This window comes from Streptomyces sp. NPDC056061 (assembly GCF_042266885.1).
Taxonomy (GTDB): domain Bacteria; phylum Actinomycetota; class Actinomycetes; order Streptomycetales; family Streptomycetaceae; genus Streptomyces.
In genome coordinates this window covers 153761-173970 of record NZ_JBHJWQ010000001.1, presented here as the reverse complement: position 1 = coordinate 173970, position 20210 = coordinate 153761, and the positions used below count along the sequence as shown (strand labels likewise).

The following is a 20210-nucleotide window of genomic DNA, read 5'->3' as shown; positions in this document are numbered from 1 at the left end:
TTGCGGCTACTGTGCGGTCATGAATCCCGGCGTACCTTGGTGCCACAAGGGATTTCGCGACTTGAGCAAGCCTCGAATCACACTCCGTGTGGGCAAGCTCACCATTGGGGACGGGTCGTAGGGCCGTGTCGGTTGTCCCTAAACTCAGCTTGTTTCAAGGAGGGAGCCATCGTGCGCAAGGTGCTCATCGCCAACCGTGGCGAAATCGCTGTCCGCGTTGCTCGGGCGTGTCGGGATGCGGGGATCGGGAGCGTGGCCGTCTACGCGGACCCGGACCGTGACGCTCTGCATGTTCGCGCGGCCGACGAGGCATTCGCCCTGGGCGGTGACACCCCCGCCGCGAGTTACCTGGACATGGCCAAGGTACTGCGGGCCGCGAAGGACTCCGGCGCGGACGCGATCCACCCCGGCTACGGCTTCCTGTCGGAGAACGCCGAGTTCGCCCAGGCCGTCATCGACGCGGGCCTGACCTGGATCGGCCCGCCCCCGCACGCGATCCGCGACCTCGGCGACAAGGTCGCCGCCCGCCACATCGCCCAGCGCGCCGGCGCCCCCCTGGTCGCCGGCACCCCCGACCCGGTCAAGGACTCCACCGAGGTCGTCGCGTTCGCCCGGGAACACGGACTGCCGATCGCGATCAAGGCCGCCTTCGGCGGCGGCGGCCGCGGCCTCAAGGTCGCCCGCACCCTGGAAGAAATCCCCGAACTGTACGACTCCGCCGTCCGCGAAGCCGTCGCCGCCTTCGGCCGCGGCGAATGCTTCGTCGAGCGCTACCTCGACAAACCCCGCCACGTCGAGACCCAGTGCCTGGCCGACCAGCACGGCAACGTCGTCGTCGTCTCCACCCGCGACTGCTCCCTCCAGCGCCGCCACCAAAAACTCGTCGAGGAAGCCCCCGCCCCCTTCCTCTCCCCGGCACAGAACGCCGAGCTGTACGCCGCGTCCAAGGCCATCCTCAAGGAAGCCGGCTACGTCGGTGCCGGCACCGTCGAATTCCTCGTCGGCACCGACGGCACCATCTCCTTCCTCGAAGTCAACACCCGCCTCCAGGTCGAACACCCCGTCACCGAAGAAGTCACCGGCCTCGACCTCGTCCGCGAAATGTTCCGCATCGCCGACGGCGAGGAACTCGGCTACGACGACCCCGCACTGCGCGGACACTCCTTCGAATTCCGCATCAACGGCGAGGACCCCGGCCGCGGCTTCCTGCCCGCCCCCGGCACCGTCACCACCTTCACCCCGCCCACCGGCCCCGGTGTCCGCCTGGACACCGGCGTCGAGACCGGCAGCGTCATCGGCCCCGCCTGGGACTCCCTCCTCGCCAAACTCGTCATCACCGGCGCCACCCGCGAGCAGGCCCTGCAACGCGCGGCCCGCGCCCTCGCCGAATTCACCGTCGAAGGCATGGCCACCGCCATCCCCTTCCACCGCGCGGTCGTCACCGACCCCGCCTTCGCCCCCACCGACAACACCCCGTTCACGGTCCACACCCGCTGGATCGAGACCGAGTTCGTCAACACCATCACCCCCTTCACCCCCACCGACACCGACACCGACACCGAGGAAGAAGCAGGCCGCGAGACCGTCGTCGTCGAGGTCGGCGGCAAGCGCCTGGAAGTCTCCCTCCCCTCGTCCCTGGGCATGAGCCTGGCCCGCACCGGACTCGCCGCCGGCGCCAAGCCCAAACGCCGCGCCGCGAAGAAGTCCGGCCCGGCCGCCACCGGCGACACCCTCGCCTCCCCCATGCAGGGCACCATCGTCAAGATCGCCGTCGAAGAGGGCCAGCAGGTCCAGGAAGGCGACCTCGTCGTCGTCCTCGAAGCCATGAAGATGGAACAACCCCTGAACGCACACCGGGCAGGCACCATCAAGGGCCTCTCCGCCGAGATCGGCAGCTCGATCTCCTCCGGCGCCGTGATCTGCGAGATCAAGGACTGAACGAGCAGCACCCGACGTTCACCGGGGCCCTGCGGAGTCGATACGACTCCGCAGGGCCCCGGTCGTCGTCCGACGGCGATCGGCGTCGCTCGATGCGGAGGCATCCTCCGGACGTGCGATGGCATCCTGGACCCGGGGCGGATGAAGAGGGAGGCCACGCCATGGTGACGAGCACGGCACGGACGCCGTCCCGGCCCATGCGCGCCGACGCGCGCCGCAACTACGAACGACTGCTGAGTGAGGCACGGACCGCCTTCGCGGAACACGGCACGGATGCCTCGTTGGAGGACGTCGCGCGCCGCGCGGGCGTCGGGATCGGCACCCTGTACCGGCACTTCCCGAGTCGGCATGCCCTGATGAACGCCGTCTTCCAGGAGGCCCTGGAAGCCCTGATCTGCCGTTCCCGCGAACTCGCGGAGGCGGAGCAGCCATGCCGGGCCCTGGTGGAGTGGCTGGGCGCGATCATCACGCATGCGGGCGAGTACCGCGGGCTGGCCCAGGCACTCATGTCGGCGTCGCGGGACGAGAGTTCGGCACTGTCGCCGTGCCATGTGCCGCTGCGCGAGGCGGGCGCGGTGCTGCTGGCGCGGGCACAGGAGAGCGGGGCCGTGCGGGCGGGCGTGTCCATCGACGACCTGCTGCAACTGACGAACGCGATCGCGCTGGCGTCGGAGCAGTCGCCGGACGATCCGGAACTGGCGGGCAGGCTGCTGGCGTTGACCCTCCAGGGGCTGAAGGGGGCTGCCGCGGAGGCGGGTTGAGGGGTACGCGGTAGTCGCGCCCGGTGCGCGGGCCCCGCACGGCGGGCCAGGGGCCCGGGCCGGCCGGAGCCGCCATGCCGAGTGCGGCAGCTCAGGGGGCCGGACCAGTCGGAGCCGCCATGCCGAGTGCGGCAGCTCAGGGGTCCTGAGTAGTCGTGAACCGTCGTACCGGGTGCGGAGAACCGGGCAGAGATGGACTCGTCGCGCCGGGCCCCGGACGCAAGCACGAACAACACCGGGCCCCGACGGCAAGCGCGCGAGGCACCGGGCCCCGCAGCCGGGCGGGGGAGGCGGCGGGCGGCGGAGTTGCCCGCCGCGGGGCGGCCGGTGACGGTCCGTCGGGCGGACGGCTATCTGCGCCGCAGGTCCGCCACCCTTGTCCGGTCCCCCTGCCCCTGGTCCGCCAGCACGGCGGCTCCCCGCAGTTGCTGCGGGCCCGGCGCCCCGGGGCCGCCGCCACGGGTGCGGCGCTGGCCGGGCAACGGCATCTCACGGCGTGCCTGCCGACCCGGCGGGGGCGCCTCGGCCGGTGCCGGACCGCCGCCCGCTCCGGCCACCGCGATCTGCACCCCCTGGTCCGCCAGGGCCCGGAGTTCGGTGGCGGCCCGGTCGTCGTGCGCGGGCGGCTCGTCCGTCACCAGGCGGGTGATGAGGTCCGTGGGCACCGTCTGGAACATCGTGTCGGAACCGAGCTTGGTGTGGTCCGCCAGCACCACCACTTCCGCCGCCGCCTGCACCAGGGCCCGGTCCACGCTCGACGAGAGCATGTTGGACGTGGACAGCCCGCGCTCCGCGGTGAGTCCGCTCCCGGAGAGGAAGGCGCGCGAGACCCGCAGCCCCTGGAGGGACTGCTCGGCCCCGCTGCCCACCAGGGCGTAGTTCGACCCGCGCAGGGTGCCGCCGGTCATCACCACTTCGACCCGGTTGGCATGGGCCAACGCCTGGGCGACCAGGAGGGAGTTGGTGACGACGGTGAGGCCGGGGACGCGCGCGAGTCTGCGGGCCAGCTCCTGCGTGGTCGTACCGGCGCCCACGACGATGGCCTCGCCCTCCTCGACGAGTCCGGCGGCGAGGTCGGCGATGGCCGTCTTCTCGGCGGTGGCGAGATGGGACTTCTGCGGGAAACCGGACTCCCGCGTGAACCCACCCGGCAGCACCGCACCGCCGTGCCGACGGTCGAGGAGCCCTTCCGCCTCCAGCGCCCGCACGTCCCGCCGTACGGTCACTTCGGAGGTCTGGACGACGCGGGCGAGCTCACGAAGCGATACCGCCCCGTTGGCGCGCACCATTTCGAGGATCAATTGACGACGTTCTGCAGCGAACACGAAACTGACAGTAACGCGCCCACCCGAGCGTTTTCAGCAGTTTGCACCGAATAACAGAAGTTGCACACACAAGGGGTCACCAAGTGGTATAGGTGATCCCGTCGTTGCTCCGTACCGATCGTCCTACGGTCGTTTCGGTCGCCCGAGCTGCCGCAAATCGCCGCGCGACACAACGAGATGCAGCGAGATGCCGGGGGGGCACCGGAACCCCGGAGGGACGCGGCGAACCCCCGGGACCCCCTACGCCTCGCCCGACTGCTTCCGGGTGTGCAGCTGACGGGCCACTTCCGCGATCGAACCCGACAGGGACGGGTACACGGTGAAGGCGTTTGCGATCTGTTCGACCGTCAAATTGTTGTCGACCGCGATCGAGATCGGGTGGATCAGCTCGCTCGCCCGCGGCGCGACGACACAGCCGCCGACCACGATGCCGGTGCCGGGGCGGCAGAAGATCTTGACGAAACCGTCGCGGATGCCCTGCATCTTGGCGCGCGGGTTGCGCAGCAGCGGGAGCTTGACCACCCGGGCGTCTATGGCGCCGGAGTCGACGTCGGCCTGGGTGTAGCCGACGGTGGCGATCTCGGGGTCGGTGAAGACGTTCGAGGAGACGGTCTTCAGGTTCAGCGGGGCCACCGCATCGCCGAGGAAGTGGTACATCGCGATCCGGCCCTGCATGGCGGCGACCGAGGCGAGGGCGAAGATCCCGGTGACGTCACCGGCCGCGTAGACGCCCGGGGCGCTGGTGCGGGAGACCCGGTCGGTCCAGATGTGGCCGGACTCCTTGAGCCGGACCCCGGCCTCCTCCAGCCCCATGCCCGCGCTGTTCGGGATGGCGCCGACGGCCATCAGGCAGTGCGAACCGGTGATGACCCGCCCGTCGGCGAGGGTGACCTCGACCCGGTCGCCGACGCGCTTGGCGGCCTGGGCGCGGGAACGGGCCATGACGTTCATGCCGCGGCGCCGGAAGACGTCCTCCAGCACGGCGGCGGCGTCCGGGTCCTCGCCCGGCAGCACCCGGTCGCGGGACGAGACCAGGGTGACGCGGGAGCCGAGCGCCTGGTAGGCACCCGCGAACTCGGCACCCGTCACACCGGAGCCGACCACGATGAGCTCCTCGGGGAGCTCGTCGAGGTCGTAGACCTGGGTCCAGTTCAGGATGCGTTCGCCGTCGGGCAGCGCGTCCGGGATCTCGCGCGGGTGGCCGCCGGTGGCGATCAGCACGGCGTCGGCGGTGAGCCGTTCCTCCGTGCCGTCGGCGGCGGTCACCACGACGGTCCGCGAGCCGTCGGCGGCCTGGAGGCCCTCCAGACGGCCCCGGCCGCGCACCACCCGCGCGCCCGCGCGGGTGACGGAGGCGGTGATGTCGTGGGACTGGGCGAGCGCCAGACGCTTCACCCGTCGGTTGACCTTGCCGAGGTCGACGCCGACCACCCGGGCCGCCTGGTCGACGGGCGGGGTGTCGTCCGCGACGATGATGCCGAGTTCCTCGTACGACGAGTCGAAGGTGGTCATCACCTCCGCCGTCGCGATCAGGGTCTTCGAGGGCACGCAGTCGGTGAGCACGGACGCGCCGCCGAGGCCGTCGCAGTCGACGACGGTCACCTCCGCGCCGAGCTGGGCGCCCACCAGCGCCGCCTCGTAGCCGCCGGGTCCGCCGCCGATGATCACGATCCGGGTCACGAAAAGTCCGCCTCGCGTATGTCATCCCGCGGCCGTCCGCTGCCCCGGCCGGGGGTCCGGGGGGTCGCCCCGGGGAATGCAGTACGTACTTCATTGTCCCGCACGCGCCAAGCGGCTTCGCCCCGGGGCCCTCCATCCGGGCGCGAGACCTCGCACAGGGGCCCGGCACGGGGCTCCGCCGCCGCCCGGGCGCGGGGAGCCGGCAGGAGCCTCGCACGCCCCCGGCACGAGGTCTCGCGCCAAGGAGTCGACGTTCCGCCCGTCACCTCCCGTACCCTCGATCACATGTCGCTCTACGCCGCGTACGCCGGCAACCTCGACGCGCGGCTGATGACGCGCCGCGCACCGCATTCCCCGCTGCGCGGCACCGGCTGGCTCAACGGCTGGCGGCTGACCTTCGGCGGCGAGCAGATGGGCTGGGAGGGCGCGCTCGCCACAGTGGTGGAGGCGCCCCGCTCGCAGGTCTTCGTGGCGCTGTACGACCTCGCGCCGATGGACGAGGACTCCATGGACCGGTGGGAGGGTGTCGGCCTCGACGTCTACCGGCGGATGCGGGTGCGCGTGCACACCCTGGACGGCGAGGAGCCGGCCTGGATGTACGTGCTGAACGGATACGAGGGCGGGCTGCCCTCCGCCCGCTATCTGGGCGAGATCGCGGACGCCGCGGAGTCCGCGGGCGCCCCTCACGACTATGTGATGGAACTGCGCAAGCGCCCCTGCTGACCGAGCCGCCCGGCATTTTTGTGCGATTGCACGAGTAATCGGACGCAGACTCTGCACAAGGGCATCTACGCGCGTAGGGAATCAGCGGTTACGCTCATCCGCGTGAACGCATCAGTTATTCCGGACAACATCCAGGGCGACCCCCGGGCCGCCGCCGACGCCGCCGCCGCGCGCCTGCGCGAGCTGACCGGCGCCGAGACCCACGACGTCGCGCTCGTGATGGGTTCCGGCTGGGCTCCGGCAGGCGACGCGCTCGGCACTCCGGAGGCCGAGTTCCCGGTGACCGAGCTGCCCGGTTTCCCGGCGCCCGCCGTGCAGGGGCACGGCGGCACGATCCGCTCGTACCGGATCGGCGGGAAGCGCGCCCTGGTCTTCCTCGGCCGCACGCACTACTACGAGGGCCGCGGCGTCGCGGCCGTCGCGCACGGGGTGCGCACCGCCGTCGCCGCGGGCTGCAAGACCGTCGTCCTGACCAACGGCTGCGGCGGTCTGCGCGAGGGGATGCGCCCCGGGCAACCGGTCCTGATCAGCGACCACATCAACCTGACCGCCGCGTCCCCCATCATCGGCGCCAACTTCGTCGACCTGACGGACCTGTACTCGCCGCGGCTGCGCACGCTGTGCAAGGAGATCGACGACACCCTCGAAGAGGGCGTGTACGTGCAGTTCCCCGGCCCGCACTACGAGACGCCCGCCGAGATCAACATGGTCCGGGTCATGGGCGGCGACCTGGTCGGCATGTCCACCGTGCTGGAGGCGATCGCCGCGCGCGAGGCGGGCGCCGAGGTGCTGGGCATCTCCCTGGTCACGAACCTGGCGGCCGGGCTGAGCGGCGAGCCGCTCAACCACGAGGAGGTGCTCCAGGCGGGGCGGGACTCCGCCACGCGGATGGGCGCGCTGCTGGCCCGGGTGCTCGAACGGATCTGACGGCCTCGCACGCCGCCCGTCGGCGGGACCGCGGACCGGACCCGGAACGCGTGGCGTGGCCGCGCACGCGGGACGGGCCCGTACCGGCGGGGCCGCGTCCGCCGGATCGCCGCCCGCCCCGGGCCCGTACCGACCACCCGCCCGGGTACCGATTCCTTCAACCCTCCCCGCAGAAAGGCGGACACCGTGCAGCAGGACCTCATCGCGCGGGCCAGGACGTGGCTCGCGGAGGACCCCGACCCCGAGACCCGTGACGAGCTCGCCGCGCTCATCGACGCCGGTACCGCCGAGAGCGCCGACGAGCTCGCCGCACGGTTCGCCGGCACGCTCCAGTTCGGCACGGCCGGGCTCCGCGGCGAACTGGGCGCCGGGCCGATGCGGATGAACCGTGCCGTCGTCATCCGCGCCGCAGCCGGACTCGCCGCGTACCTGAAGGCGCGGGGGCAGGCCGACGGGCTCGTCGTCATCGGCTACGACGCCCGCTACAAGTCCGCCGACTTCGCCCGCGACACCGCGGCCGTGATGACCGGCGCGGGCCTGCGCGCCGCCGTCCTCCCGCGCCCGCTGCCCACCCCCGTGCTCGCCTACGCCATACGGCACCTGGGCGCCGTCGCGGGCGTCGAGGTGACCGCCAGCCACAACCCGCCGCGCGACAACGGCTACAAGGTCTACCTCGGCGACGGCTCGCAGATCGTGCCGCCGGCGGACGCGGAGATCGCCGCCGCGATCGACGCGGTGGGGCCGCTCGACGGCGTGCCCCGCCCCGACGGCGGCTGGGAGATCCTCGGCGACGAGGTGCTGGACGCCTACCTGGCGCGTACGGACGCCGTGCTCGCCGCCGGCTCGCCGCGCACCGCGCAGGTCGTGTACACGGCGATGCACGGAGTCGGCACGTCCGTGCTGACCGCCGCCTTCGCCCGGGCCGGATTCCCGGAGCCGGTGCTCGTCGCCGAACAGGCCGAGCCCGACCCGGCGTTCCCCACCGTCGCCTTCCCCAACCCGGAGGAGCCCGGTGCGATGGATCTCGCCCTCGCCACCGCCCGCCGCACCGGCCCCGACCTGATCATCGCCAACGACCCGGACGCCGACCGCTGCGCCGTCGCCGTGCCCGATCCGGCCGCCGAGGGCGGCTGGCGGATGCTGAGCGGCGACGAGCTCGGGGCGCTGCTCGCCTCCCACCTGGTGGACGGCGGCGCGACCGGGGTGCTCGCCGAGTCGATCGTGTCCTCCTCCCTGCTCGGGCGGATCGCCGAGAAGGCGGGCCTGGGGTACGAGGAGACGCTGACCGGCTTCAAGTGGATCGCCCGGGTGGACGGCCTGCGCTACGGGTACGAGGAGGCGCTCGGCTACTGCGTCGACCCCGAGGGCGTGCGCGACAAGGACGGCATCACGGCCGCGCTGCTGGTCGCCGAACTCGCCTCGGTCCTCAAGGAACGGGGGCGCACGCTCCTCGACCTCCTCGACGACCTCGCTGTCGAGCACGGGCTGCACGCCACCGGTCAGCTGTCGGTCCGGGTGGAGGACCTGAAGGTCATCGCGGACGCCATGCGAAGGCTGCGCGAGCACCCGCCCGCCTCGCTCGGCGGCCTCGCCGTCACCTCGGCCGAGGACCTGTCGCGGGGCACGGCGCAGCTGCCGCCCACCGACGGGCTGCGCTACCGGCTCCGGGGCGCCCGGGTGATCGTCCGTCCGAGCGGCACCGAGCCGAAGCTCAAGTGCTACCTGGAGGTCGTGGTACCGGTCGGCACGGCGGAGGAACTGCCCGCGGCCCGCGCGAGGGGCGCGGAGCTGCTGGCCGGGATCAGGCGGGACCTGGCGGCCGCGGCCGGTATCTGACTCCGCGACGCCTCCCCACCACCCGTCCCGCCCCCGGGCCCGGGACCTGCACGCGGTCCCGGGCCCGGGTGGTTCGTCGGCCCGGCCGTCCGGTGTTCTCGGGGTGGCTGTGCCGGGGCCCGGTGCTCAGGGTGGGTCGACGGTGAAGACCACGCGGTGAACCGTGTATTCGTCCAGGCCCCGGAGCCGGCCGGAGGCGAAGCTGTACGTGAGGTTCTGCGTGAGGCTGGGCGATCGTGTGACGACGGAGGGCGCGTCCTTGGGCCGGGCCCGGTGGATGCACGAGGAGGCACCCGTGGCGGTGGGGTCGGACACCCGACTCGTGGGGCACTCCCTGGCCATGCAGAACCAGGTTCCGTCGGTGGCCACGAACAGCTTGTTGCCGTACCAGACGATGCCGTCGGCGTGGATGTTGGAGATCGGCACGAAATTGCCGTTCACGGCATCACCGGTCGGCGCGACCAGCATCACGTGGCCGTGGCCGACCGCGTTGCCGGTGGACTCGGCGATGGTGATGCGGCCGTACCGGTTCTGTGTGGAACCGGCGCCGTAGTACCAGGAGGCGAGGTACAGGTGGTGGCCGTTGTCGTCGCTGCCCGTCGCGTCGTGGGCGGCGGTCATGCCCTGCGAGTGCCGGCCCCCGCCGCTGGAATACGCGCTGGTGTTGTCGTCGGCCGTGTCCCAGCAGAAGCCGTCGTATCTTCAGGGATCCGTACAGGCCCGTGTTGTGGCACAGCGCCGCCCGCCCGGTGTGCTGTCCGGACTCGGCCACGGCCAGGGGCGTCACCCGCTCGACGGCACCGCTCTTCTCGACCCCGCCGATGGCGGCACCGTAGGCGTCGTAGTCCGATGCCCGGTCGATGTTCAGCTCGAAGGACTTGACCGTCGCATCCGGCAGGGAGGCGAACGACGCGGCGGCGGTCGCCGGTGGCGCGGCCACCAGCAGCGCCGCGATGGTGGCGGGCTCGCGCACAGCGACCCCAACAGCCGCCGTAATCTCAAATATTCGCCCGATTTCATCGGCGCAGAGGACATCGCCCCACCCGATCCCGATGCGCCCCGACGGGCTCCCGGAGAACGGGATACGGTCCCCGATCCGCCCGCCCTCCCCGTCGCCCTCGTCGCGGATCGGGCGGCACGCGCACTGCGGGAGGGCGGGCGCGGCCCGTGCCGCCGCCGGGCACCATCCGTTCGATTTACCCGATATGACACGAATGAGGAACGTACTTACGCTCAGTCACGGGTCGACTACCGGGTCGACCGCTCCCGGACAGGAGAAGTGACATGGTCACGCGTTCCCTCATCATCACCGCCACCAGTACCGTCGCCGTGGCCGTCGCGACCGCGGCGGCCCTCGCCGCGACCGGCGGCACCTTCAGCTCGGCCGCCCCCGACAAGGCACCCCAGGCCGCTCCGGCCGCCCGGCACGCCGAGGCGCCCGCCGCGCCCCCGCACGACGGGGCCGCCGCCCCGAAGAACGACACGAGCAAGGGCAGCACCGGCGAGAGCGCCGCCGGGGACAGAGGCGGCGACACCTCGCGCGGGAACGAGGAAGGAGGGGGCGGCGGAGACCGCGGCCGTGACGGCGGCGACCGCGGCGAGGGCGGGGGCGGCGAGGGCGGGGGCGGCGACCGGGGCGAGGGCGGCTACGACCGCGACCGGGGCGGCGACGAGGGCGGAGGCCACGGACGGGGCCGGGGCCGGGACCACGACGAGGTGGGCCGCATCCACTTCAACGAGCGCACCTACCCCGCCTACCCCGGCGGCTGCGTCACCGCGGCCAGCGGCCTCGGCGCCACCAGCTTCAACATCTTCAACGACAGCCGGATGACCGTCGAGGTCTTCTCCGGCGCGACCTGCGACAACGGCGGCCCGGTCGCCGTCGTCGGCCCCCACGGCGACACCGCGGGCGTGTTCCCGCAGCGCGTCCAGGGCGGCGTCTCCGTGTTCAACGGGGTGGGCGCGAGCTTCCGGGTGCTCGGACACGACGACTGGGACTACTGAGCACCCCGCCCCGCCCGGCCGCCCGCCCGGCACGGCGACGCACGACACATCGCCGCACGACGGCGCACGGCACATCGCCGCGTGACGGCGCACGGGGCCCGGCCCACCGGAATCGGGCCGGAACCCCGTCGCCCGCGCTCGCCCCGCAGCCTCCCCCCACGTGAGTAGGTAGACTGGTCTACCTACTCACGGAGAGGGGCAGCCATGTCCGACACCGGGACCACCGGGACGCCGGGGAAACGGCCCGCGACGCGGAGGCGCGGGAGTGCGAGGGGCCGGATCCTGGACGCCGCGGCGCGCCGGTTCTACGCCGACGGCGTGACGGCGACGGGGATCGACACGATCACCGCGGAAGCGGGCGTGGCGAAGATGAGCCTCTACAACAACTTCGACTCCAAGGCCGACCTCGTCCGCGCCTACCTCCAGGCCCGGCACGAGGAGTGGCTGGACCTCTACCGGCGCCGTCTGGCCGACGCCCGGGGCCCGCGCGAGGCCGTGCTCGCCGTCTTCGACGCGTACGCCGACCACGCCGATCTCGGCTACGAGCACGGGTTCCGGGGGTGCGGGCTGCTCAACGCCGCCGCCGAACTCCCCACCGGCCACGAGGGCCGTGCGGTGGTGCGCCGCCACAAGGAGGAGGTCGAGGAGCTCCTGACCGGCCACCTCCGGGAACTGCTGCCCGGCCGGGACGAGCGGGCCCGCGCCACCGCCGAGCATCTGGCGTTCCTCCTCGAAGGGGCCATCGTGCGCGCGGGCCTCGAGGGGGACGGCGCACGCATGCGGCACGCCCGCGACCTGGCGGCACGCCTGGTGGACGAGCTGTGACGCGGTCGGCCGGACACGCCACCGGGCCGGGTGCCGGAGCCGCCTCCGGCACGACGGCCGGGGCGGGTACGGGCCCCGGCCCGGACGCGACGGCCGGGGCTGATACGAGCAGCGGCCCGGGGGCCGGGGCGGGGGCACTCGCCGTGCTGGTGGCCTCGGTCCTCTGGGGCACCACGGGCACCGCTGCCACCTTCGCGCCCCGGGTGGGGCCACTGGCGATCGGCGCCGCCGCAATGGGCCTGGGCGGCCTGCTCCAGGCGGCGATGGCCGGACGGAGCATCGCGCGGGTGCGAGCGGTACTCGCGGCGCAGTGGCGGATCGTGCTCGTCGGCGGGGCGGGCGTGGCCCTGTACCCGCTCGCCTTCTACACCTCCATGCACCTGGCCGGGGTCGCGGTGGGCACGGTCGTCTCCATCGGGTCGGCCCCGCTCGCGTCGGCGCTGATCGAGCGCATCGCCGAGCGGCGCCGCCTGTCCCGGCGCTGGACGGCCGGTGCGACGCTGGGGCTGGTCGGCACCGTGCTGCTGTGCGCGGCCGAGGCCGCGCAGTCGGGTTCCGGGCCCGGTGCCGGCTCCGCGGGGCAGACCGTCGCCGGGGTGGGGCTCGGGCTGATCGCGGGCGTGACCTACGCCGTCTACGCCTGGGCGGCGCACCGGCTCATCACCCGTGGCGTGCCGTCCCGCGCGGCCATGGGTTCGGTGTTCGGGCTGGGCGGGCTGATGCTGGTTCCGGTTCTGCTCGCCACCGGCGCGCCGCTCGTCGCCTCCTGGGCCAACGCGGGAGTGGGCCTCTACATGGCGCTGGTGCCGATGTTCACCGGGTACGTGCTCTTCGGCTTCGGCCTGGCCCGCATCCCGGTCAGCACGGCGACCACGCTGTCCCTGCTGGAGCCCGCCGTGGCGGCCGTCTTCGCGGTCCTGGTCGTGGGCGAGCACCTGCCCGCACTCGGCTGGACGGGGATCGTCCTCGTGATCGCCTGCCTGGGCGTGCTGACCGTCCCCGCCCGGCGCCGGCGCGCGTCTCGTCGGCTCCCCGCGCCCGTCCCCGCGCCACCGCGCCACGAGGAGACGACCGGCGCCACGTCCGGCCGGTGACCGGCGCCCGATCACCGGCGACCGCCGGGGCCCGACGCCAGGTCCCGGTGCCGGAGCCCCGGCGCGGCATCCCGGCGCGACGTCCCGGCGGGCACCCGCCCACCGGACGATCCGTCTCAGCCGATCGCGAGCAGCACCACGAACAGCACCGCGCCCGCCACGGCCGGCGCGATCACCTCGTACGCCCAGCGCACCGAGACCGACGGCTCCGCAACGGCCGCGGTGTGCGCGTCGGCCGCGGCGTCCGACGCGTCCGGGTCCGTCGAGGCCGCGTCGGACGCCGCCCGCACGGACGCCTGCGCCCTCGCCCGCTCGGCCAGCTCCCGCAGTTCCGACATGGCCCGGTCGGCCGGGGCCATCCGGGACGAGGGGGCGCGGACGTCGGCGGGTGCCGAGGTCCGGCCGGAGGCGCCCACCGCCGCGTCCCGGGCCTGCTGCCTGGACGCCCGCTTCCGCTGCCGCAGCGACACCGGCACCGCCCACATCTGGTACTTGCTGCCGTCCTCGGTGAACAGCTCGCTCGAATACCCGGCGCGGAGATCCGCGACCTCGGTCCACGGCGCGACGATCGTCCGGAACGGGTTGCGGACCCGGATGCGCTGCTCGTTGGCCGACACCACGGGCCGCACCGTGAACGCGACGACGAGCGGCACCACGGTCAGCATCCCGGCCAGGGCGAGCCACGGCACCCGGCCGGTCCCCCGGAACAGGGCGTCCCCGCCGAGCCAGCAGATGAGGAGGAGCAGCATGACACCGCCGGCGATCCCGGCGGGCGACCGGAAGGTCCGGTCGGCGTAGGTCGGTTCGGCGGGCGGTGTGGGGCTCGTCATGGGCCCGATTGTGCCTGACGGTCCCGGGGGCCACCGGGGCGCCCGTCCGGTACCGCACCGCGCACCGTCCGGCATGCCGCGCGTACCGCGAGGAAACCGACCCCCTGTACAGGTCGCTACGCGCGTAGATATGCTCCTCTGGTGACCATGCCCACCACAGCTCCAGCATTCTCCGACGCGACCGCGTCCGACAGTGCGCTGCGCCGCTTCCTGCACGGGCTGCCCGGCGTCGACGCCGTCGGCCTCGAAGCGCGCGCCGCGTCCCTCGGAACCCGTTCGATCAAGACCACGGCCAAGGCGTACGCCATCGACCTGGCCATCTCGATGATCGACCTGACGACGCTGGAAGGCGCGGACACCCCGGGCAAGGTCCGGGCCCTCGCCGCCAAGGCCGTCAACCCCGAGCCGCTGCGCTACACGCCGCACCGGCTCGCGACCGACCTCCCGGACGCCGAGCCCGACCGCCCCGCCCCGCGCACCGCCGCCGTCTGCGTCTATCCCGACATGGTGCCGACCGCCGTCGCCGCGCTCGCGGGCTCCGGTGTGAAGGTGGCGTCCGTGGCGACGGCCTTCCCGGCCGGCCGGGCCGCGCTCGACGTGAAGCTCGCGGACGTCCGCGACGCCGTGGCCGCCGGGGCCGACGAGATCGACATGGTGATCGACCGGGGCGCCTTCCTCTCCGGCCGCTACCTCAAGGTGTACGAGGAGATCCTGGCCGTGAAGGCCGAGTGCGCGCGGGCCGACGGCCCCGACGCCCGGCTGAAGGTCATCTTCGAGACCGGTGAGCTGTCCACGTACGACAACATCCGCCGGGCCTCCTGGCTCGGCATGCTGGCGGGCGCCGACTTCATCAAGACGTCGACCGGCAAGGTCTCCACCAACGCCACCCCGGCGAACACCCTGCTGATGCTGGAGGCGGTGCGCGACTTCCGGGCGCAGACGGGTGTGCAGATCGGTGTGAAGCCGGCCGGCGGCATCCGCACGTCCAAGGACGCGATCAAGTTCCTGGTCCTGGTGAACGAGACCGCGGGCGAGGACTGGCTGGACAACCACTGGTTCCGCTTCGGCGCCTCCAGCCTGCTGAACGACCTGCTGATGCAGCGCCAGAAGCTCAGCACCGGCCGTTACTCCGGCCCCGATTACGTGACGGTGGACTGATCCCCATGGCATCTGCATTCGAATACGCACCCGCCCCCGAGTCCCGCGCGGTCGTCGACATCGCGCCCTCGTACGGCCTGTTCATCGACGGCGAGTTCGCCGAGGCGGCCGACGGCAAGGTCTTCAAGACGGTCTCCCCGTCGACCGAGGAGGTGCTGTCCGAGGTCGCGCGGGCCGGCGCCGCCGACGTGGACCGGGCGGTGAAGGCGGCCCGTAGGGCGTTCGAGAAGTGGTCGGCGCTGCCCGGCTCCGAGCGCGCCAAGTACCTCTTCCGGATCGCCCGGATCATCCAGGAGCGCAGCCGCGAGCTCGCCGTCCTGGAGACCCTGGACAACGGCAAGCCGATCAAGGAGACCCGCGACGCGGACCTGCCCCTGGTCGCGGCGCACTTCTTCTACTACGCGGGCTGGGCCGACAAGTTGGACCACGCCGGGTTCGGCGCCGACCCGCGCCCCCTCGGGGTCGCGGGCCAGGTCATCCCGTGGAACTTCCCGCTGCTGATGCTGGCGTGGAAGATCGCTCCCGCGTTGGCCACCGGCAACACCGTGGTCCTCAAGCCCGCCGAGACGACCCCGCTGTCCGCGCTGTTCTTCGCGGACATCTGCCGTCAGGCGGGCCTGCCCAAGGGCGTGGTGAACATCCTTCCCGGCTACGGGGACGCGGGCGCCGCCCTGGTCGCGCACGAGAACGTGGACAAGGTCGCGTTCACCGGCTCGACGGCGGTCGGCAAGTCGATCGCCCGCCAGGTCGCCGGCACGGACAAGAAGGTCACCCTCGAACTGGGCGGCAAGGGCGCCAACATCGTCTTCGACGACGCCCCGATCGACCAGGCCGTCGAGGGCATCGTCACCGGCATCTTCTTCAACCAGGGCCAGGTCTGCTGCGCGGGCTCCCGCCTGCTCGTCCAGGAGTCGGTCCGGGACGAGGTGCTGGACGCCCTGAAGCGCCGGCTGTCCACCCTCCGGCTCGGCGACCCGCTGGACAAGAACACCGACATCGGCGCGATCAACTCCGCGGAGCAGCTCGCCCGGATCACCGCGCTCGCCGACACCGGCGAGGCGGAGGGCGCCCGGCGCTGGACCGCGCCCTGCGAACTCCCCTCCGCCGGCTACTGGTTCGCCCCGACGCTGTTCACCGACGTCACCCAGGCGCACACCATCGCCCGGGACGAGATCTTCGGGCCGGTGCTGTCGGTGCTGACGTTCCGCACGCCCGACGAGGCGGTCGCCAAGGCGAACAACACCCAGTACGGCCTGTCGGCCGGCATCTGGACGGAGAAGGGCTCCCGCATCCTCGCGGTGGCGAACAAGCTCCGGGCGGGCGTCGTCTGGGCCAACACGTTCAACAAGTTCGACCCGACCTCGCCGTTCGGCGGCTACAAGGAATCGGGCTTCGGCCGCGAAGGCGGCCGTCACGGCCTGGAGGCGTACCTCGATGTCTGAACCGAACCGTCTGAGCGTCTTCAAGACCTACAAGCTGTACGTCGGGGGCAAGTTCCCCCGCTCCGAGAGCGGCCGGGTGTACGAGGTGACCACGCAGACATCCGCCGCCGACGCGGCGGGCAAGGGCAAGTGGCTGGCGAACGCTCCGCTGTCCTCGCGCAAGGACGCGCGTGACGCGGTCGTGGCCGCCCGCAAGGCGTTCGGCGGCTGGTCGGGCGCGACCGCGTACAACCGCGGCCAGATCCTCTACCGCGTCGCGGAGATGCTGGAGGGCCGCCGGGACCAGTTCGTCCGGGAGGTCGCGGACGCCGAGGGCCTGTCGAAGTCGAAGGCGGCGGCCGTCGTGGACGCGGCGATCGACCGCTGGGTCTGGTACGCGGGCTGGACCGACAAGATCGGCCAGGTCGTCGGCGGGGCGAACCCGGTCGCGGGCCCGTTCTTCAACCTGTCCACGCCCGAACCGACGGGCGTGGTCGCGGTCCTGGCGCCCCAGGAGTCGTCGTTCCTGGGTCTGGTCTCGGTGATCGCCCCGGTGATCGCGACCGGCAACACCGCGGTCGTCGTCGCCTCGGAGAACTCCCCTCTGCCCGCCCTGTCCCTGGGCGAGGTGCTGGCCACCTCGGATCTGCCGGGAGGCGTGGTGAACATCCTGTCCGGGCGGACCGCGGAGATCGCGGCGCCGCTCGCCTCCCACCAGGACGTGAACGCCATCGACCTCACGGGCGCGGGCCCGGATCTGGCGAAGGAACTGGAGATCGCCGCGGCGGACAACCTGAAGCGGGTCCTGCGTCCACGGCCCGTGGACGGGGAACGCGCGGCGGACTGGACCGCCGACCAGGGCACCCACCGCCTGACGGCGTTCCTGGAGACGAAGACGGTCTGGCACCCGACGGGCGCACTGGGCGTGTCGGGCTCCTCGTACTGACGACCCGGCACCCAGTAGTGCTGCGACCGGAAATGTTCACCGGCTCGCGGCGCCCGGCACGGCACCTCGCCGCGTTGTCGCATCACCCGAGTACGTCCAGTACGAGGGCGATCCTCCGCCTTGCGATGCACCGCACCGGACGCCGCGAGCTTCCCGGCAAACCTTTCCGGCCACAGCACCAGCCGCGGTGCACACGGACACGGCCCGCTCCCCGGGGTATCCGGGAAGCGGGCCGTGACGTGTTCCGTGCACGCGTCCGTGCGCGTGCCGGACGTCCCCGGCAGGGTCTCAGCCGTGCAGCGCCTGCACCGCCTGCCCCACCACCGGCAGGTCCTTCAGCGCGCCGCCGCTGGTCAGCGGGTCGGTGACGAGGGTTGTGGAGATGGGCTCGAAGTCGGCGACCTGCGTCCCGACCGCGTTGTTCAGCGGGTCCGTTCCGGTACCGGCCAGCGGGTCGAGCTTCAGGTGCGTGATCGGTGCGACGCCGCTCCTGAGCGACTGTCCGAGCGCGCCGGTCACCGCGTGCCCGGCCGCTTCCGGATTGCTGTCGGTGCCCGTGGCCGACGCGACGGGCAGCGGCGCCGCCTGGGCAGCCGCACCCCCGGCGCCGAGTGCGGCGCCCACCGCGGTGACGGTAAGCCCCGCCCGCAACAGGGTGCGGCGCCGGGACGTTTTCAGTGCGTGACGTGCCATGGAGTTCCCACCTGATCGAGTCGATCGAGTAATCAACTGAACGCTCAGCGTAGTTGAGGTGTGATGCTCGATACCAACACGACCACCGGGGGATCCCCTGCGCGGGTCGATGCCTCACACTGATGTCCTGTGAGTTCCCAACCCATCCCGACCCGTGTCGTGCTGCTCGCCGGCCCCTCCGGCTCCGGCAAGTCCCACCTCGCCGCCCGCACCGACCTGCCGGTGCTGCGCCTGGACGACTTCTACAAGGAGGGCGACGACCCCACGCTGCCGCTCGTGTCCGGCAGTACGGACATCGACTGGGACTCCGCGCAGTCCTGGGACGCCGACGCGGCGGTGACGGCGATCGCGGAACTGTGCCGCACCGGACGCACCGAGGTCCCGGTGTACGACATCGCCACGAGTTCCCGGGTGGGCAGGGAGACGCTCCACATCGCGCGCACGCCGTTGTTCGTGGCCGAGGGGATCTTCGCCGCGGACATAGTCGGGCGGTGCCAGGACCTGGGCGTGCTCGCGGACGCGCTGTGTCTGCGCGGCCGTCCCACGACGACGTTCCGCCGTCGGCTGCTGCGCGATCTGCGGGAGGGCCGCAAGTCGGTGCCGTTCCTGCTGCGGCGCGGCCTGCGGCTGATGCGGGCGGAGCGGCGGATCGTGGCCCGGCAGACGGCGCTGGGCGCCCACCCGTGCGGCAAGGAGGAGGCGCTGGGGCGACTGGCCGCCGCCGCTGCGGGTCGCTGCCGCCGCACCCCCACGGTGCGCGACACGGTGTAGGAGCCGTCCCACGACGGCCGGTGGTCGCGAGGGCCCGGCCCGGCACACGCCCCCCGGGACGCACGGCCGGAAAGGCCCCGTGCGTGCCGACCCCGGAACACGCCGACGGGGCCGGACAGGCCCCCCAGCCCGTCCGGCCCCGCAGCGTTTCCCCCGTACTCCCCCAGCAGGTCCCCCGACCCAGTGGGTCCCCCGTACTTCCCCCGTGTCTCCGCCGCCTCCCCCGAAGCAGCGGCCCCACTTCCCCCGTGGGTCCCCCGACCCATTTCCCCCGTGAGCCCCCGTGTCCCCCGCGGGCTCCCGTTTCCCCCGTTCCTTCAGGCCACCAGCTCGCCGAAGGACTCCTCCTGGTCACGGCCGAAGCTGAGGACCTCGTCCTCGCGCAGCCGACGGAGCGACCGCCAGATGCTGGACTTCACCGTGCCGACACTGATGTCGAGGATCGCCGCGATCTCCGGATCGGTGCGGCCCTCGTAATACCTCAGGACCAGCATCGTGCGCTGGAGTTCCGGCAGCCGCGCCAGCGCCTGCCAGAGCACGGTGCGCAACTCGGTGCCGCGCATCGCGTCCGTGTCACCGGGCGTCTCCGGCAGCTCCTCGGTCGGGTACTCGTTGAGCTTGCGCCTGCGCCAGGCACTGATGTGCAGGTTGGTCATGGTGCGGCGCAGGTAGCCGCCGATCGCCGCCTTGTCGCTGATCCGGTCCCACGCCCGGTACGTCGAGAAGAGGGCGCTCTGCAGCAGGTCCTCGGCCTCGAACCGGTCGCCGGTCAGGTGGTAGGCGGTCGCGTACAGGGAGGCACGACGTTCCCTGACGTAGGCCGTGAACGCCGTGTCGGCGTCCTCGGCCCGCGCCGGGACCGTCTTTTCCCCCGTGGTCTCCCCGTTGCCCCCCGCGGGCATGTCGACCACCGCCATCCAGGACCTGCGTCCCGTATCGGCGGACGACGTGCACGGACGTCCGGCGCCGCGGGCACACCCCCGTGTTCCCCCGTGCTCCCGGCCCCGTTCGAGCAGGGCGGTCCCCGCTCCGGCACCGGTCTTCTCGGCGCTCCGGCCGACATCGTGGAGACGCGTGACAACTGCGCTTGCGGTGATGCTGTGAGTTGCGTTCATCTCGCGCCCCCCATCGGTGGAGTCCGGCTCGTTCCGTGTGCCAATGAGCTTGCCGGGGCAGTTTCATCACGCTGTCCCCCGACTGTCACAGCCCTGTCACAGGGCCTGTCGTTCCCACACCTCCGGTGCGCCCGGCGCGCGAGTCGGCGCCAACGGTCGAACT

The 20210-nt window shown here is 72.6% G+C and carries 18 protein-coding genes; 12 read left to right on the top strand and 6 right to left on the bottom strand.

Features of this window, described 5'->3' with window-relative positions; all coding sequences use genetic code 11:
* Positions 1-171 precede the first annotated feature (171 nt).
* Both ACFC79_RS00795 and ACFC79_RS00790 read left to right on the top strand, forming a co-directional pair.
* On the top strand, positions 172-1938 hold the full coding sequence (locus tag ACFC79_RS00795) for an acetyl/propionyl/methylcrotonyl-CoA carboxylase subunit alpha (RefSeq protein WP_376233349.1): 1767 nt from the start codon (positions 172-174) through the stop codon (positions 1936-1938).
* 161 nt (positions 1939-2099) lie between these two features.
* The gene (locus ACFC79_RS00790) at positions 2100-2699 is read left to right on the top strand and encodes a TetR/AcrR family transcriptional regulator (RefSeq protein ID WP_376233346.1); all 600 of its coding nucleotides are present in this window, start codon (positions 2100-2102) and stop codon (positions 2697-2699) included.
* Between the two features lie 350 nt (positions 2700-3049).
* Here ACFC79_RS00790 and ACFC79_RS00785 read toward each other — a convergent pair whose 3' ends face one another.
* Together ACFC79_RS00785 and ACFC79_RS00780 are read right to left on the bottom strand one after the other, a co-directional pair.
* On the bottom strand, positions 3050-4024 hold the full coding sequence (locus tag ACFC79_RS00785; RefSeq protein WP_376233343.1) for a DeoR/GlpR family DNA-binding transcription regulator: 975 nt from the start codon (positions 4022-4024) through the stop codon (positions 3050-3052).
* Between the two features lie 240 nt (positions 4025-4264).
* Positions 4265-5704 (bottom strand): NAD(P)H-quinone dehydrogenase, encoded by a 1440-nt coding sequence (locus tag ACFC79_RS00780; RefSeq protein WP_376233342.1) that lies wholly within the window; start codon positions 5702-5704, stop codon positions 4265-4267.
* A gap of 285 nt (positions 5705-5989) precedes the next feature.
* Here ACFC79_RS00780 and ACFC79_RS00775 point away from each other — a divergent pair, with 285 nt between their 5' ends.
* The 3 genes from ACFC79_RS00775 (at position 5990) to ACFC79_RS00765 (ending at position 9190) form a co-directional block, all read left to right on the top strand.
* Positions 5990-6427 (top strand): gamma-glutamylcyclotransferase, encoded by a 438-nt coding sequence (locus tag ACFC79_RS00775; protein WP_376233340.1) that lies wholly within the window; start codon positions 5990-5992, stop codon positions 6425-6427.
* A gap of 102 nt (positions 6428-6529) precedes the next feature.
* The gene (locus ACFC79_RS00770; RefSeq protein WP_376233338.1) at positions 6530-7354 is read left to right on the top strand and encodes a purine-nucleoside phosphorylase; all 825 of its coding nucleotides are present in this window, start codon (positions 6530-6532) and stop codon (positions 7352-7354) included.
* Between the two features lie 186 nt (positions 7355-7540).
* Positions 7541-9190, top strand: coding sequence for a phospho-sugar mutase (locus tag ACFC79_RS00765; protein ID WP_376233336.1), 1650 nt, complete (start codon positions 7541-7543; stop codon positions 9188-9190).
* Between the two features lie 126 nt (positions 9191-9316).
* Here the strand turns inward: ACFC79_RS00765 and ACFC79_RS00760 are convergent, their stop codons facing one another.
* Positions 9317-9811: a hypothetical protein gene (locus ACFC79_RS00760; protein WP_376233333.1), complete on the bottom strand. Its 495-nt coding sequence runs from the start codon at positions 9809-9811 to the stop codon at positions 9317-9319.
* Between the two features lie 663 nt (positions 9812-10474).
* Between ACFC79_RS00760 and ACFC79_RS00755 the strand changes: the two genes are divergently transcribed.
* The 3 genes from ACFC79_RS00755 to ACFC79_RS00745 all read left to right on the top strand — a co-directional run bounded on the left by ACFC79_RS00755 (position 10475) and on the right by ACFC79_RS00745 (position 13113).
* A complete protein-coding gene (locus tag ACFC79_RS00755; protein WP_376233332.1) occupies positions 10475-11194 on the top strand; it encodes a hypothetical protein in 720 nt (239 codons plus the stop codon).
* Between the two features lie 204 nt (positions 11195-11398).
* A complete protein-coding gene (locus tag ACFC79_RS00750) occupies positions 11399-12019 on the top strand; it encodes a TetR/AcrR family transcriptional regulator (protein ID WP_376233329.1) in 621 nt (206 codons plus the stop codon).
* Between the two features lie 143 nt (positions 12020-12162).
* Entirely contained in the window at positions 12163-13113 is a 951-nt protein-coding gene (locus ACFC79_RS00745; protein ID WP_376234855.1) for a DMT family transporter, read from the top strand.
* Positions 13114-13229: 116 nt separating this feature from the next.
* On the opposite strand, the gene ACFC79_RS00740 is transcribed toward ACFC79_RS00745, so the two are convergent.
* On the bottom strand, positions 13230-13943 hold the full coding sequence (locus tag ACFC79_RS00740; RefSeq protein WP_376233327.1) for a PH domain-containing protein: 714 nt from the start codon (positions 13941-13943) through the stop codon (positions 13230-13232).
* Positions 13944-14090: 147 nt separating this feature from the next.
* Here ACFC79_RS00740 and deoC point away from each other — a divergent pair, with 147 nt between their 5' ends.
* Genes deoC through ACFC79_RS00725 form a run of 3 tightly spaced genes read left to right on the top strand, consistent with a single transcriptional unit; the run spans position 14091 to position 17468 of the window.
* Positions 14091-15101 (top strand): deoxyribose-phosphate aldolase, encoded by a 1011-nt coding sequence (gene deoC, locus ACFC79_RS00735; RefSeq protein ID WP_376234853.1) that lies wholly within the window; start codon positions 14091-14093, stop codon positions 15099-15101.
* Positions 15102-15106: 5 nt separating this feature from the next.
* The gene (locus ACFC79_RS00730) at positions 15107-16543 is read left to right on the top strand and encodes an aldehyde dehydrogenase family protein (RefSeq protein WP_376233324.1); all 1437 of its coding nucleotides are present in this window, start codon (positions 15107-15109) and stop codon (positions 16541-16543) included.
* Positions 16536-17468, top strand: a complete 933-nt coding sequence (locus tag ACFC79_RS00725) for an aldehyde dehydrogenase family protein (protein WP_376233321.1) — start codon at positions 16536-16538, stop codon at positions 17466-17468. Before ACFC79_RS00730 ends, ACFC79_RS00725 begins: the two co-directional genes overlap by 8 nt.
* Positions 17469-17756: 288 nt before the next feature.
* Here ACFC79_RS00725 and ACFC79_RS00720 read toward each other — a convergent pair whose 3' ends face one another.
* On the bottom strand, positions 17757-18161 hold the full coding sequence (locus ACFC79_RS00720) for a hypothetical protein (protein ID WP_376233319.1): 405 nt from the start codon (positions 18159-18161) through the stop codon (positions 17757-17759).
* A 129-nt stretch (positions 18162-18290) separates the two neighbouring features.
* On the opposite strand from ACFC79_RS00720, the gene ACFC79_RS00715 reads away from it, so the two are divergent.
* The gene (locus ACFC79_RS00715; RefSeq protein ID WP_376233317.1) at positions 18291-18932 is read left to right on the top strand and encodes a uridine kinase; all 642 of its coding nucleotides are present in this window, start codon (positions 18291-18293) and stop codon (positions 18930-18932) included.
* Positions 18933-19249: 317 nt separating this feature from the next.
* Here the strand turns inward: ACFC79_RS00715 and ACFC79_RS00710 are convergent, their stop codons facing one another.
* Entirely contained in the window at positions 19250-20047 is a 798-nt protein-coding gene (locus ACFC79_RS00710) for a SigE family RNA polymerase sigma factor (RefSeq protein WP_376233315.1), read from the bottom strand.
* Positions 20048-20210 lie beyond the last annotated feature (163 nt).